Annotated in this window: 13 protein-coding genes; 7 read left to right on the forward strand and 6 right to left on the reverse strand. The window is 38.6% G+C overall.

Going from position 1 to position 14,283, the window contains the following annotated elements:
• Window positions 1-175 precede the first annotated feature (175 nt).
• From B2X72_RS21745 to groL, 4 genes are all read left to right on the forward strand, one after another.
• Window positions 176-1,246: a hypothetical protein gene (locus B2X72_RS21745; protein WP_286851471.1), complete on the forward strand. Its 1,071-nt coding sequence runs from the start codon at window positions 176-178 to the stop codon at window positions 1,244-1,246.
• Window positions 1,247-1,258: 12 nt separating this feature from the next.
• Window positions 1,259-1,672, forward strand: a complete 414-nt coding sequence (gene secG / locus B2X72_RS21750; RefSeq protein ID WP_075990820.1) for a preprotein translocase subunit SecG — start codon at window positions 1,259-1,261, stop codon at window positions 1,670-1,672.
• A 301-nt stretch (window positions 1,673-1,973) separates the two neighbouring features.
• Entirely contained in the window at window positions 1,974-2,249 is a 276-nt protein-coding gene (locus B2X72_RS21755; protein WP_028070710.1) for a co-chaperone GroES, read from the forward strand.
• Window positions 2,250-2,414: 165 nt separating this feature from the next.
• On the forward strand, window positions 2,415-4,052 hold the full coding sequence (gene groL, locus B2X72_RS21760; RefSeq protein ID WP_070561631.1) for a chaperonin GroEL: 1,638 nt from the start codon (window positions 2,415-2,417) through the stop codon (window positions 4,050-4,052).
• 60 nt (window positions 4,053-4,112) lie between these two features.
• On the opposite strand, the gene B2X72_RS21765 is transcribed toward groL, so the two are convergent.
• From B2X72_RS21765 to B2X72_RS21785, 5 genes are all read right to left on the reverse strand, one after another.
• The gene (locus tag B2X72_RS21765) at window positions 4,113-4,487 is read right to left on the reverse strand and encodes a hypothetical protein (protein WP_075990822.1); all 375 of its coding nucleotides are present in this window, start codon (window positions 4,485-4,487) and stop codon (window positions 4,113-4,115) included.
• Window positions 4,488-4,543: 56 nt separating this feature from the next.
• Window positions 4,544-6,244, reverse strand: a complete 1,701-nt coding sequence (gene ggt / locus B2X72_RS21770) for a gamma-glutamyltransferase (RefSeq protein WP_145327213.1) — start codon at window positions 6,242-6,244, stop codon at window positions 4,544-4,546.
• Between the two features lie 62 nt (window positions 6,245-6,306).
• Window positions 6,307-6,633, reverse strand: a complete 327-nt coding sequence (locus tag B2X72_RS21775) for a nucleotide pyrophosphohydrolase (protein ID WP_286732292.1) — start codon at window positions 6,631-6,633, stop codon at window positions 6,307-6,309.
• A 16-nt stretch (window positions 6,634-6,649) separates the two neighbouring features.
• Entirely contained in the window at window positions 6,650-7,108 is a 459-nt protein-coding gene (gene dtd / locus B2X72_RS21780; RefSeq protein ID WP_120333195.1) for a D-aminoacyl-tRNA deacylase, read from the reverse strand.
• 140 nt (window positions 7,109-7,248) lie between these two features.
• A complete protein-coding gene (locus tag B2X72_RS21785; protein ID WP_145327209.1) occupies window positions 7,249-9,684 on the reverse strand; it encodes a TonB-dependent receptor in 2,436 nt (811 codons plus the stop codon).
• A 408-nt stretch (window positions 9,685-10,092) separates the two neighbouring features.
• Between B2X72_RS21785 and B2X72_RS21790 the strand changes: the two genes are divergently transcribed.
• From B2X72_RS21790 to B2X72_RS21800, 3 genes are all read left to right on the forward strand, one after another.
• Entirely contained in the window at window positions 10,093-11,268 is a 1,176-nt protein-coding gene (locus B2X72_RS21790; protein WP_088160035.1) for an amidohydrolase family protein, read from the forward strand.
• 118 nt (window positions 11,269-11,386) lie between these two features.
• The gene (locus B2X72_RS21795; RefSeq protein ID WP_286732295.1) at window positions 11,387-11,668 is read left to right on the forward strand and encodes an acylphosphatase; all 282 of its coding nucleotides are present in this window, start codon (window positions 11,387-11,389) and stop codon (window positions 11,666-11,668) included.
• 44 nt (window positions 11,669-11,712) lie between these two features.
• Window positions 11,713-13,182, forward strand: a complete 1,470-nt coding sequence (locus B2X72_RS21800) for a lipopolysaccharide biosynthesis protein (RefSeq protein ID WP_286851477.1) — start codon at window positions 11,713-11,715, stop codon at window positions 13,180-13,182.
• 67 nt (window positions 13,183-13,249) lie between these two features.
• Here B2X72_RS21800 and dusB read toward each other — a convergent pair whose 3' ends face one another.
• Complete coding sequence (gene dusB / locus B2X72_RS21805) at window positions 13,250-14,245, reverse strand: tRNA dihydrouridine synthase DusB (protein ID WP_046674816.1); 996 nt, start codon at window positions 14,243-14,245, stop codon at window positions 13,250-13,252.
• Window positions 14,246-14,283: the final 38 nt, after the last annotated feature.

Raw genomic sequence — 14,283 nt, forward strand, 5'->3', positions numbered from 1 at the left:
TATCATAATAAAATTAATCCGAAGGATGATTTTGAACAGCCTTTTACGCGATTTAAAGAGTTTGCAGGAAATCTTCAAAGTGCACAAGAAGAGACCTTGGGTAAAGAAATTATTCAAATGTTAACTGAGGATATATACAATAAAGCGTTTGCTAATTGGTAATTCTATTTCCAAGATGAATCTTAATATATCATTATCCAATAACGAGCTTTTTTTTCAAGCAATCAATCATCCGGACACTGTGGCGGAAAATGTTGTTTTAGCATTGATTGAGAAATATCCGTACGCCCAAAGCCTGCGATTTGTTTATGAACGTAAAGTTTTTGGCAAGCATAGTTCAGTTCAGAATTTATCGTCTACTTTGCTCTATGCATCTTCTCCGAGTTGGTTGTATGAATTTATGCATTGTAAATCGGCGGCAGAGCCTGATGCAATAATGCCTTCAGATGAATTTCTAATGGATGGAGCACTTCGCGACGATGATGGGATTGTCGAAATTGAAGCTGAAAGCGAAATTGTTGCTGAACCAGTTTTATCCAAGGTGGAAGTTGATGAATTGGATCGTTTGATTCAAGCGGGGGTTGCAAAAGATTATTTTCGGTCAAGCGATCAGCAGCAAGAAATTATTGCCGATTCAGAGGAGTCTGCACTAGTAGCACCTGTTCTATCGGAATCTGTTGCCGAAATAATGGATGATGGTCAAGAACGTGTTTCGGTCTATGATGATGATACCATGCCATACAGTTTCTTATGGTGGTTGCATAAGACGAGATTAGAATATGCTGATACCTATCAGCCCTATGTTAAATCCCCATTAGGGCCAATGAAGCCCTCCAATGACGATATTGCTAAAATTCATGAGAAACTAGAAACTCAGCTACTCGATCAACAGATCCGGGAGAATATTTTTCATTTACAATCGCCTGAAGCAAAGTTGAGTGATGAGGTTAAAACGACAATCTCTTTTCAAATACCGCGTAAAACTGATGAGGTGATCGAAAAGTTTATTCGTGAGGAGCCTATGATTCAGCCTCTACAAGCGGAAAAATTAGACTTGGAGAATAAAGCTAGGAAAAGTTCGGAAGATCAACATACACTTGTTACCGAAACGCTCGCAAAGATCTATGTGGAACAAGGCTTATATCCAAAAGCAATAGAGGTTTACAAAAAATTAGTTTTGAAATATCCAGAAAAAAATGCTTACTTTGCGGCACGCATAACAGAATTAGAAAAGAAATTAAATTAATAACATAAAGAGATGCAAGGATTATTAATCGGTCTAATCATATTAGCTAGTATTATTTTAGCGTTTTTGGTTTTAATCCAAAATCCAAAAGGAGGTGGTTTGTCATCTGGTTTTTCAGGTGGAACAAATCTTATGGGAGTAAAACGTACAGGTGACTTTTTGGAAAAAGGTACTTGGATCATGGTTATTGCCATTATGGTATTTAGCTTAGGTGTAAATATTATTGGCACATCACCAAGTACATCTAAAGGTGGATTGGGCGGTCAAATTGAAGCGCCTAAACAACAAGGTCCATTGAATTTGGGTACTGGACAACAACCTACTGGTACTCCTGCGGGACAAGGGCAAGCTGCTCCGGCTCAATCGCAAGAAAAGGCCCCAGTGACTACACCGGCAACAAAACCAGCAGAAGAAGCTAAGAAATAGTTATCAATAAAGAATTATGAGCCCCGTTTGTTTCACAGACGGGGCTTTTTTATGTTGTGTATTTTGTCTAACGCCGACCTGTACCGTTAAATTTATCTGGATGTCGGTCGACGGAAGTAAGACTGGCAGGCCAGGAATGACAGTGTGACAGCAAAATGAATTTTTGTCGATGGGGATATTAACTTTTCTGTGAAAAATTGTCTTATAAGCTGCTTTATTTACAATTGGCATAAAAGATGATGGGTTTATAACGATTATAACATAAAAATAAATTCAATAACAGATAAAAAGTAAATTAATTATGGCATTAAGTATCAAACCTATCGGAGACAGAGTAGTAGTAGAAGCTGCTCCAGCAGAAGAAAAAACAGCTTCAGGGTTGTATATCCCCGATACAGCAAAAGAAAAACCATCTCAAGGTACAGTAGTTGCTGTAGGTACAGGTAAAGTTGACGAACCGTTAACTGTGAAAGTTGGTGACAAAGTATTATACGGAAAATACGCAGGTACTGAAATTACTTACGAAGGAAAAGAGTACTTAATTATGCGTGAGTCTGATATTTACGCGGTTATCTAATTAATAAGAAGAGATTATTTAAAAAGAGCTTACTGGCTCAATTAAGAATTCAATAGGTTATTTTAATGAAGCTTTAAAATTAGACGGATTAAAGATAGAATTTATTTGCAGTTCAATACTAACGTCTGATTATGCTTCTTGGAAATACTAAATACTCATAAAAAAATGGCAAAACAAGTAAAATATAACGTTGAGGCTCGCGAGGCCCTTAAAAAAGGTGTAGATACTTTAGCGAATGCAGTTAAAGTAACATTAGGTCCTAAAGGACGTAACGTAATTATTGAGAAAAAATTTGGTGCTCCAGTAATTACTAAAGATGGTGTTTCGGTAGCGAAAGAAATCGAATTGAAAGACGCTTTAGAAAATATGGGTGCACAAATGGTAAAAGAAGTAGCTTCCAAAACGGCTGATCAAGCTGGTGATGGTACTACAACTGCTACTGTATTAGCACAAGCAATCGTTGCTCCAGGTATCAAATCTGTTGCGGCTGGAGCTAATCCAATGGATCTAAAACGTGGTATTGACAAAGCTGTTGCAACTGTTGTTGCTAACTTGAAATCTCAATCTCAAGAAGTTGGTCAAGACAATAATAAAATTAAACAAGTTGCTACTATTTCAGCGAACAATGACGAAGTAATTGGTGCTTTGATCGCTCAAGCAATGGAAAAAGTAGGTAACGACGGTGTTATCACTGTTGAAGAGGCAAAAGGTACTGAAACAGAAGTAAAAACTGTGGAAGGTATGCAATTTGACCGTGGTTATTTATCGCCATATTTTGTGACAAATTCTGACAAAATGGAAGCGGAACTAGATAACCCATACATATTGATCTACGACAAGAAAATCAGTAACATGAAAGAATTGTTGCCTATCTTGGAGAAACAAGTTCAAACTGGTAAACCATTATTGATCATTGCTGAAGACTTAGATGGTGAGGCACTTGCAACATTAGTTGTTAATAAAATCCGTGGTTCGTTGAAAGTTGCAGCTGTTAAAGCTCCAGGTTTCGGTGACCGTCGTAAAGCAATGTTAGAAGATATCGCTATCTTAACTGGTGGTACTGTTATCTCTGAAGAAAGAGGTTTCAAATTAGAGAATGCTGAGTTATCTTACTTGGGTCAAGCTGAAAAAGTTCAAGTTGACAAAGATAACACAACTATTATCAATGGTTCTGGTAATGTAGAGGATATCAAAGCACGCGTTGCTCAAATCCGTTCACAAATCGAAACAACAACTTCTGATTACGATCGTGAAAAACTACAAGAACGTCTGGCAAAATTGTCAGGTGGTGTAGCTGTGTTATATGTAGGTGCGACTACTGAGGTTGAAATGAAAGAGAAAAAAGACCGTGTTGATGATGCTTTACATGCAACTCGTGCAGCTGTTGAAGAAGGTATTATCGCTGGTGGTGGTGTTGCATTCATTCGCTCAACTGAAGCCTTGGTAAACCTTAAAGGTGACAACGAAGATGAGCAAATCGGTATTGACATCATTAAACGCGCTATCGAAGAGCCATTACGTCAGATCTGTAATAACGCTGGTATTGAAGGTGCAGTAATCGTTCAAAAAGTGAAAGAAGGAACTGCAGATTTCGGTTACAACGCACGTACAGACCGTTACGAGAACTTAATCGCTGCTGGTGTAATTGATCCAACTAAAGTATCTCGTGTAGCATTGGAAAATGCAGCTTCAGTTGCTTCAATGTTATTGACTACCGAGTGTGTCTTAGCTGACGAAGCTGAAGAAAACCCTGTAGGTGCTGGTGCTCCTCCAATGGGTGGCGGTATGGGTGGAATGATGTAAGATTCATCCTTATAAAAAAAACCTGTTATCTTAGATAACAGGTTTTTTTATGCCTTGTACTTAATGACGCCTTCTGTATTTCTCGTAATAATGATCGTATTCTCGAGGTGAATAATTACGTTTAGTACCCCATTCCTGCAGCTCGTCATTAAAAAAATGTAACCAATATTGACGAAATCCTGAGGCTGAATCTACTGGATTTTCAAGTTGAGGAGTATTATATTCGTATATTTCTAAGATGCCTTCCTGATACTTCTTAGCAGCCACAATAGCGTCTGGTTTTCCAAGTTTTTGAATAACTTGTGCTTTGGTCATACCAACTTGTATCTTTGTAAGATCAGGCCCTTGAAGTATTTTGCAGTTTGAAAATAAAATCAACGTAAATATGGTCGCTAATGTTGCTCTGAAAATCCTGTTGTAGTTCCTTTGAATCATAATATGTTGTTTCTTGTAAGATAGGGATTGCATCAAATAGTTTAATCATTTTTAATCTAATAACCTTTCGCTGTATCGTCTCCACGTGGGTCGGCTCCTGTCTGTAATTTACCATTTGGTAATACAAGTATATTCTCCACACGGCCGATTGCCCCTCTCGGATTTATCGTATAGCCATCTTTTGTCAATTGGCCACGTAAATTGGAATTGATAGCGTTATTTTCGACATCAATGCGATCAGGAAGCCATTGATGATGAAATCTTGGCAGGCTCACAGCAGATTGTGCATTTTGTCGGAAGTCAATAACGTTGAGGATAGTCTGAAAAACAGAGGTAATGATGGTTGATCCCCCCGGGGTTCCCACAACCATGAATAGTTTGCCATCTTTTTCTACAATAGTGGGTGTCATTGAGCTGAGCATTCTTTTGCCGGGCTGAATCTCGTTCGCTTTTTCCCCTGTAAGCCCATACATGTTTGGGACACCGGTCTTCACAGAGAAATCATCCATTTCATTGTTTAGGAGAAAACCTGCGCCGGCCACAAATACTCCCGAGCCATAAGAATCATTGAGTGTTGTTGTAATGGATACTGCATTCCCTTGCTCGTCTACGATATTGAAATGTGTCGTTTGTTCACTTTCATAGCCAGGAATGACATCTGCATTGACATCTTTGCTTAATGTCGCTTTACGGAAATTGAATGAATTGAGTTTATGTGCATTTGAGCTGGAGTCAATAAGCTGTTGGACGGGTACCCTAATAAAATCAGGATCTCCTAAATATTTGGCCCGATTGGCATATACATAGCGTTCAGCTTCGACCATGACACGAATGGTTGAATCGGTTTGAAAGCCCCAGCGTTGAAGTGGAAACTGTTCGACTGATTTGAGCAAGGCCAAAAGAGATGTTCCCCCACTCGAAGGCGGCGGCATGGAAATAACTTTGTGCCCCCTGTAATTTGTGGAAATTGGGGTACGCCAAATTGCCTGATAATCCAGTAAATCTTGATGATTGATAATGCCTTTCCCTTTGTCCATTTCGGCAACAATTAAGTCGGCCGTTTTACCTTTATAGAAGCCGTCTCGCCCTTCTATTGCGATTCTTTCCAGCGTTTTCGCGAGTTCCTCCTGGATAAATGGGTCAGCTGTTTTCCAAGCTGTGGTTTTGATAATTGCAGCACCAGAGGGATTCAGCTTGACAAAACGATCTTTATGGCTTTCAAACTCATTGGCTTGTCGTTGACTGATTTTAAAACCTGTTCTGGCGAGCTGTATTGCTGGGAGTACGAGATCTTTCCATTGCAACTTGCCATACTTTCTGTGTGCTTCCCACATACCGGCAACAGACCCAGGGATGCCTGAGGCCAATTGACTGTAAAGACTCAACTCAGGAATAACATTACCTTGGGCATCGAGATACATATCCCGGGATGCTTTTTGAGGAGCTTTCTCACGAAAATCTAGGGCATCTAAATTACCCCGATGATCGCGATAGAGCATAAAGCCGCCGCCGCCAATATTTCCTGCATTTGGATAAACAACTGCCAAAGCAAATTGCACGGCAACTGCAGCATCTATTGCATTTCCACCTTGTTTTAAAATCTTTACGCCGACTTCTGAAGCCAAAGGATGCGCTGTGACTACGGCAGCCTTATTAAAAGTACTGGCCTGCTCGACCTTAGAATTTAGCTGTTGTTTTGTAGCACAAGAGGCAAGACATATGCTCGCTATGAGCGAATAGGTTATGAATTTATACATCGTACTCGATTTAAAACTTTAAATATTATCTCAAAGAGTTGTACAAACAATACGATCTCCAATTATTTAAGTTTTTCGTTGTTTTTATGGCGGTCGGCATCCCGAATTGATTTCTTTTGAAGATTTTGTTGCAGAGCTTCTGTTAGATCAATTCCCGTTTGATTGGCAAGACACATCAAAACGAATAATACATCGGCCATTTCATCTGCTAAATTGACTTCTTTGTCTGATTTTTTGAAAGATTGCTCTCCGTATTGCCGAGCCATTATTCGGGCAACCTCACCGACTTCTTCCATGAGTATAGCGGTGTTTGTCAGTTCGTTGAAATAACGTACTCCGGTACTATTGATCCATTTGTCAATAATGTCTTGTGCTTCTTTAATTGTCATCTTTTTCAATAAAAAATTAAAAGTTGTCCTTATCTTTTGTATCCATGACGATGGTAACTGGACCATCATTCAGTAGGTCGATTTTCATATCTGCTCCGAATATGCCCAGTTGAACCTCTTTTTGGAGCAATTGACTTAACAATAAAGCCATCTCTTCATACATTGGTTTGGCTTTATCCGGTTTTGCTGCTCTGATAAAAGAAGGTCTGTTTCCTTTTTTTGTTTGAGCAAAGAGGGTGAATTGTGAGATGAGTAAGATATTTCCGTCTATATCCTGTATCGATTTATTCATCAAGCCCTGTTCATCCTCGAAGATGCGTAAGTTGATGAATTTCTGTCCTAACCATTTAAGATCTTCTGTTGTGTCTGCTTCTTCAACTCCTAATAAAATCATTAAACCCTTCTGGATCTGGCCTGTAATCTGATTATCTACCGTACAAGAGGCGTTTTTCACTCGTTGTATAACTGCGCGCATAATGAAAAGTATAAAACCAAAGGTAAAAATTCCGATTGTTAAACACGATGTAATGTGCAATTTATCCACCATATTAAATAAAAAACGTCTCTTGCTTCCTCAGGAAAAAAGAGACGTTTTTTTATTTAAATAAATTGTTTCTAAAATTTGAAATTCAGGCCCAATAGGAAATTTGTTGGTGCTTGTGGGAAATAGAAATTATAATATTTTCGGGTATCACCTTCCATCCAACCGAAGGTGTAGCCATTGGCTTCGTACTTTTCGTTTAAGATGTTGTTGACCTGTAAAGTTGCACTGATGTTTTTGATACCTAATGCTGTAAAGCTATAATTTGCTAACAGATTGTTGACAAAATAAGAGGAAATGCTCCTCTCTTTCGCAGATGAATTATCTAGATATTGTCTTCCTACAAATTTGGATAGTAGAGAGAATGTCAGTGATGTTATCGGACTATAAGAAAAATTACTTGACAAAATCGTTCCCGGAGATAAAGCAATGTCTGTTTTCGAATAAAATATCCTTGTATTACCGATTACCTCTTCAAAGTCTTTAATTTTATTTTGGCTGAAACTAGCTGTTGCTTTCCAGTTGAACTGTTTGCTGATGTTCCATGATCCATCGAATTCAAGTCCCATTCTATAGCTATCTTTGACATTTTGTCGAATTGGAGAGCCAGTATCACTGATTTCACCTGTTGGGATCAACTGATCCTTGTAAAACATGCCATACCCATTCAATCCGATGTTGAATTTTTCATTTGTAAAGCGATAGCCAAATTCGATGTCCTGCATTTTCTCTGGGGTAGGGTCTGGTAAGGCGCTATTTTTCTCTATAAAATCCTTGCGAACAGGTTCTTTTTGTGCAAAGGCATAGGAAGCGTATACATTTGAATGGTCATTTAGCAAATAAGTTGCACCAGCTTTAGGGTTTAAGAAATTAAACTTAGGATGATAATTATAATTTTTCACCTTATCATCATCACCATACATGTGGTAATCTACATTCCGATATTGAATATCGGCCATTAATATCCACTTATCTAGTTTATAATCGACCTTTAAGAAATTACTGAAATCATTTTTTTGTGATTTCCCGAAGTAATATTTATCGTCAAGAAAACCTGTTGATGCATATTGTGCCCAAATCACCTGGCCATAATGTTTTCCTTTGTATTGATTATAAGCTCCACCCCAAGTAATTTCAAGCTGATCATTCGGTCTGTAATTTAGGGCATAGGTCATGCCATAAAAATAATTATCAAGCCATCTCCTGCGGACGAGATCTGTTTTTTGTATGGTATCTTTACCAATGATGACGTTAGGCAAGCCGTATTTACTTAGTTTATCTCCGGGTCTCATTTCTTCATAGTAACCATAACCTCTTGTATAGTGTAGGGCTGTATTGAGCGTCAATTTGTCGTTCAGGATATTGGTATAATGAAGTTGATGATGTTTCTGCGTATAATTATCTGTTTGATTTTGATACGTATATAGATTATAATTCCGGCCGGCGTTCATGAAACGATCTTTCTCTGCGCCCGAGATTTCGAGTGCATTATCTGCATAGTCATCCATGCGTGATCGATCGCCAGTAATCAATGGTTCGGGAACGCCATTCCAGGCTTGATATGTCTTTTCTTTTCCCCAGAATACAATTCCTTTTAAAATATGTTTCTTGCCATAATAACCTCCGTCCACATAAAAAGACTGTAAGTCTGAACTACCTCTTTCGATATAACCATCGCTACTGATTCGAGATAATCTGGCATTAAAGGCAAATTTGTCGTTAATTAGCCCGGTACCTACCTTGACTGTATTTTTCCAGGTATTGTAGGAGCCAAATGAATTGTTGAGCTCTGCGTAAGGGGTTTCGACTAACGTATTGGACTGAATATTTAATGAGGCTCCAAATGATCCGGCACCATTCGTCGAAGTCCCAATACCACGCTGAACTTGGATGCTCTCGGTAGAAGAGGCAAAGTCGGGAAGGTTTACAAAAAATGAACCCATGCTCTCGGCATCATTTAAAGGGATTCCATTTAATGTTACGTTGATTCGTTGATTATCTGATCCCCTGATTGTCATTCCGGTATAACCTATGCCTGCCCCGGCATCGGAATTGACCTGCACGGATGGAGTCTGATTTAAAAGGAATGGGATATCCTGGCCGAGGTTGTTACGTGTTATTTCTTCTTTGGAGATGTTTTTAAAGGTTGTAGGAGCATTTCTTTTGGCACGGGTAGATTGAACAAGCACCTCTTCCATTTGAATTGTACTAGGTTCTAACGCTACCGTAAGCTCCAAATTGTCTTTAACATCCACATTTTGGCTCCATGTTTTATATCCAAGAGAAGATACCTGGATCTGGTGCTTACCTGTATTGATACGATATAGTTTAATCAGCCCATTTTTGTCCGATTGGCCAGCAAAGGATGCTTGTCCATCTATAGATATGGAAACATACTGTAAGGGGGTCTGATTGGTATTGTCTACAGCTTTAATTGTCAGATTTTGTTGCGCAATGGCAATTTGGCTTGAAATAGTAGCTAAGGAGCTACAAATCAAAAATTTGATCATGGTAATGTATTTTGTTTGAGTTAAACAAATCATAGCAAGGGGTTACTACGACCGCACTATTTAACTAACCTCTCCCTACGCCAGCATTATCTGGATCAGGTGTACAGAATTTAATCTGTTGGGTATAATCTCAGCCTTTATTTGTGTTCCTGACAAAACAAGGCACCCCTATTCGATGCTGCGAATATATAAATTTAAAATTGAAATGAAGTATAAAGAAGTAATTTATGACAAATGAAAAAGAGCGGATTTGCGGTATTATTTCTTTTTGGTTAAAAATTTGTGCAAATTGTTGTTTTTGGTATTTATTGTTCTTTTTAGGTACCTTGGCATGAATTTTTCTACTAAAGGTATGTATTCATACAGGTCAAAAAATTTTAGTTACTAAATTGATAGTGAGGAGATAAAATGTTAAAATATTTAAGCGCTAATTATATTCTGCCGATTACTTCAATGCCAATAAAAGACGGTATTGTTTCGGTAGATGAGGAGGGGGTAATTCAAGGTATCTATGACCCAACTTCATTTACACCTTCAGATAAAACGAAGGTTGAGAGATATGAAGGAGTGATAATTCCAGGTTTTATCAATGCACATTGCCACATTGAATTGTCGCATATGAAAGGTATTGTTCCTAAAGGTACGGGGCTTCCGAGCTTTCTCAGTAAGGTGATGACAACGCGGTCGGCATCGATGAAAAAAATAGATGACGCTATGGCCAAAGCCGATCGAGATATGTACGAAAATGGTATTGTCGCAGTCGGAGATCACGCCAACACTGATAATTCTTCAAAATTGAAGGAAGATTCACAGATATTATATCACACATTTGTGGAGGTGCTCGGAATTGAACCTGAAGAAGCTGACTTTAAGTTAAAGGAGGCTAAATCGTTGACCCAAGAGTTTAGGAATGGGCATGTATCCATTACTCCGCACGCTCCCTATTCTTGTTCGAAGGTCCTTTTTAAAAAATTCAAGAAGATGGTTCCGGAAACAAATATTATCAGTATTCACAATCAAGAAAGTGAAGAGGAGAATAAACTGTTCCGTTATAAAATGGGTGAGTTCTTGGACTTTTATAAAAGTATAGGAAAAAATGCTGATGCGATTAAGGCGCAGGCAAGAAATTCGATTCAGTCTTATCTTCCTTATTTGCCTTATCCAAATAAATTATTGTTGGTTCATAATACCTATACCTCTCTTAAAGATTTGGATTTTGTAGAGCGTATGGATCGTGATGTGATGTGGTGTCTCTGTCCAAAGGCCAACCTTTATATTGAGGGAACATTACCAAAGGTTCAGAATTTTATGAATGCCGGACAGCGTTTGGTAATTGGAACGGACAGTTTAGCTTCAAACGACACATTGTCCATTTTGGAGGAGCTAAAGGTATTGCATGCGCACTTTGAGGATCTGGATTTCTTGCAGACTATTCAATGGGCTACAATCAATGGTGCTATCGCGTTGAACATTGAGAATGAATTTGGCTCACTTGAAGTGGGTAAAAAACCTGGGATTGTGTTGTTGCAAGGTATGGAACACATGCGCCTAAATGAAGATGTTAAGGTAAAACGTTTAGCGTAGTATTTAATTCCCCAAAACTTCTGTACTTTTGCTCTTATTGAACCGTCCATGACTATAATAACGAAACTATAGTCATGGTAAGTTCCATCTGACCGATGGAAGAAAAAATAAGTTACAGATGAAACATTTGAATATTTCAATAAGAGGTAAAGTACAGGGTGTCTTTTTTAGATTGACAGCCAAGGCGGTTGCAGATCAAGTCGGTGTTAGAGGCTTTGTTGTCAATTTAAAAGATGGTTCTGTTTATATCGAGGGCGAGGGTGATGATTTTGCACTAGATTCACTGTTGGACTTCTGCCAAGAAGGACCGGAGGGTGCAATTGTTGAAAGTGTTGAGGTAAAGGAAGGCGAAATGAAGGGCTTTTCCAATTTTGAAGTAGTTAAAAGAGTTCAATCTTAAGTCTTTTCGCCTTGTCAGTACTTAAAAAATTCGCCGGACAGACCATGATTTATGGCCTGAGTACGATTATAGCTCGTATGCTGTATTTCGTCATGACGCCATTATATGTGCTCAAATATCCACCTGCGTCCTACGGAATATTTACCAATATGTATGCCTGGGCGTCCATGATCAATGCTGTTTTGGCATTTGGTATGGAAACAACTTTTTTTAGGTTTCTCCAAAAAGTCGAAGAAAAGGATAAAAAGCAGGTTTTCAATAACAGTTTTATCGTCATTGCCTCTCTGGCAGTATTATTTTTTATAACGGCCTTCGTCTTTGCGGGTACTTTTGGTAGCTGGTTGAATAAGGGAACTTACAATGCCGATTACGAGAGCTATGTAAAATATTTCGCCCTCATATTGGCATTGGATGCATTAGCTATTGTTCCTTTTGCGAAATTGAGATCAGAGGGAAGGCCTATTCGATTTGGTGCCATTAAATTGGCCAACATCGGTATTATGGTTGCTCTTAACCTGTTCTTTATTGCGCTAGTTCCCTATTTGATAAAAGATGGTGGTGCTTTGGGCACTTGGTGTTCCGGCTGGTATAGAAATGAATGGATAGGTTATGTATTTATTTCTAATATTGTGGCAAGTGCAGCAACCTTTCTATTGCTCCTTCCTGAGATGAGGGGTTTCTATTTTAAACCCGAAAAGCAGTTAATCTTAAAGATGCTATCGTATAGCTTTCCGATTTTAATTGCCAATATTTCTTATATTATCAACGAAAATTTAGATAAAATTGTATTGCCAATCTACCTGCCTAAGGATATTGGTGATCGCGATTTGGGGATCTATGGAGCCGTTGGAAAATTAGCGATGTTTCTGAGTATTTTTGTTCAGGCTTTTCGATTGGGCGCCGAACCATTTTTCTTTTCTTATGCAAAAAATGCTAATGCAAAGAAGACCTATGCGTTGATTATGGAATATTTCGTAATTGCCATGATGTTAGTTATGCTGGGGATTACAGCGAATATCGACTGGCTGAAGTATTTTATTAAAGGAAATGTGGAAACTCGTGACTTATATTGGTCTGGACTTTTCATCGTTCCGCTATTACTATTCAATTATGTGCTGCTGGGAATCTATATGAATCTTTCGGTATGGTATAAGCTTTCTGACCAAACGCGGTACGCTTTGTATATTTCATTGGTAGGCGCAGGAATAACTGTCGTTGCGAATTATTATCTGATTCCTAGATACAGTTATGTTGGAGCATCAATAGTCACATTTTTAGCCTACTTTTCTATGGTGGTGCTATCTTATGTATGGGGACAAAAACATTATCCTATACCTTATAAATTGGGCAAGATCCTGATGTATATAGTTGTAGGAATATGTTTCTCCTATCTATCCTATTTTGTATTTAATCATAATACCTTCGTTGGTAATGGGCTTTTGATTGCTTACATTGGAGGTGTATTTCTGATGGAAAGAAATCAGCTCAAGCGATTCATAAAGAAAGACGCTTAAACGAAAAAAGGTCGTGCTAATGTTAACTTAGCACGACCTTTTTCTTTATAAATTGTGGACTTCAGGATTATACCATTTCTGCCGAGAAATTGTGTTCAATTTCATGAAGTACCTCAAGAATCTCTGCCTGGCTTTGAAGGCTAACCAATTTCATTCGGTGTTCTTTAAAGTTGGGGATTCCTTTGAAGTAATTCGCATAATGCCTGCGCATTTCAAAAATACCCAATTTGTCACCTTTCCATTCAATGGATTTGTTCAGATGTGTTCTGCAAACCTCGACACGTTCGGCAATAGTTGGTCCTTCTAAACGCTCACCAGTATTGAAAAAATGTTTTATTTCTCTAAAGATCCAGGGGTATCCGATTGCTGCACGGCCAATCATAATGCCATCCACTTCAAACTCCTGCCGCCATGCCGCAGCTTTTTCGACAGAGTCTACATCGCCATTGCCAAAAATTGGAATCTTGATGCGCGGATTGCGTTTGATATCACGAATCATAGACCAGTCCGCCTGACCTTTATACAGCTGCGCGCGCGTACGTCCATGAATCGCAAGTGCTTTGATCCCCACATCTTGTAACCTTTCGGCAACTTCGTATACATTTTTTGTGTTGTCATCCCAGCCAAGACGTGTTTTCACCGTTACGGGTAGATCCGTAGCCTCAACGACAGCTTTTGTCATTGCAACCATTTTATCGATGTCCTGTAGCAGGGATGAACCAGCTCCTTTACAGACTACTTTTTTAACTGGACAGCCGTAATTGATGTCGATTAAATTAGGCCCTGCTTTTGTGCAGATCTCAGCAGATTGACGCATACTTTCAATATCTCCACCAAAGATCTGAATGCCAATAGGACGTTCATATTCAAAAATATCAAGTTTTTGAATTGACTTTGCAGCATCCCGAATTAAGCCTTCCGAGGAAATAAATTCAGTATACATTAAATCAACACCATTCTGTTTGCACACATAGCGAAACGGAGGATCACTTACATCCTCCATCGGAGCTAATAACAATGGGAATTTACCCAAATCAATATTTTCACCAATCTTGACCGACATCTTCGATAATTTTTTACAAATTTACATTTAATTTTCCG

This window comes from Sphingobacterium sp. UBA7253, from assembly GCF_002472745.1.
Lineage (GTDB): Bacteria > Bacteroidota > Bacteroidia > Sphingobacteriales > Sphingobacteriaceae > Sphingobacterium > Sphingobacterium siyangense.

Coding starts and splice junctions, on each gene's coding strand:
- B2X72_RS21745 (WP_286851471.1), top strand. CDS start 176: ATGAATCTTAATATATCATTATCCAATAACGAGCTTTTTTTTCAAGCA.
- B2X72_RS21775 (WP_286732292.1), bottom strand. CDS start 6,633: ATGACAATTAAAGAAGCACAAGACATTATTGACAAATGGATCAATAGT.
- B2X72_RS21755 (WP_028070710.1), top strand. CDS start 1,974: ATGGCATTAAGTATCAAACCTATCGGAGACAGAGTAGTAGTAGAAGCT.
- B2X72_RS21765 (WP_075990822.1), bottom strand. CDS start 4,487: ATGATTCAAAGGAACTACAACAGGATTTTCAGAGCAACATTAGCGACC.
- groL (WP_070561631.1), top strand. CDS start 2,415: ATGGCAAAACAAGTAAAATATAACGTTGAGGCTCGCGAGGCCCTTAAA.
- B2X72_RS21795 (WP_286732295.1), top strand. CDS start 11,387: ATGAAACATTTGAATATTTCAATAAGAGGTAAAGTACAGGGTGTCTTT.
- B2X72_RS21800 (WP_286851477.1), top strand. CDS start 11,713: ATGATTTATGGCCTGAGTACGATTATAGCTCGTATGCTGTATTTCGTC.
- dtd (WP_120333195.1), bottom strand. CDS start 7,108: ATGCGCGCAGTTATACAACGAGTGAAAAACGCCTCTTGTACGGTAGAT.
- B2X72_RS21790 (WP_088160035.1), top strand. CDS start 10,093: ATGTTAAAATATTTAAGCGCTAATTATATTCTGCCGATTACTTCAATG.
- secG (WP_075990820.1), top strand. CDS start 1,259: ATGCAAGGATTATTAATCGGTCTAATCATATTAGCTAGTATTATTTTA.
- dusB (WP_046674816.1), bottom strand. CDS start 14,245: ATGTCGGTCAAGATTGGTGAAAATATTGATTTGGGTAAATTCCCATTG.
- ggt (WP_145327213.1), bottom strand. CDS start 6,244: ATGTATAAATTCATAACCTATTCGCTCATAGCGAGCATATGTCTTGCC.
- B2X72_RS21785 (WP_145327209.1), bottom strand. CDS start 9,684: ATGATCAAATTTTTGATTTGTAGCTCCTTAGCTACTATTTCAAGCCAA.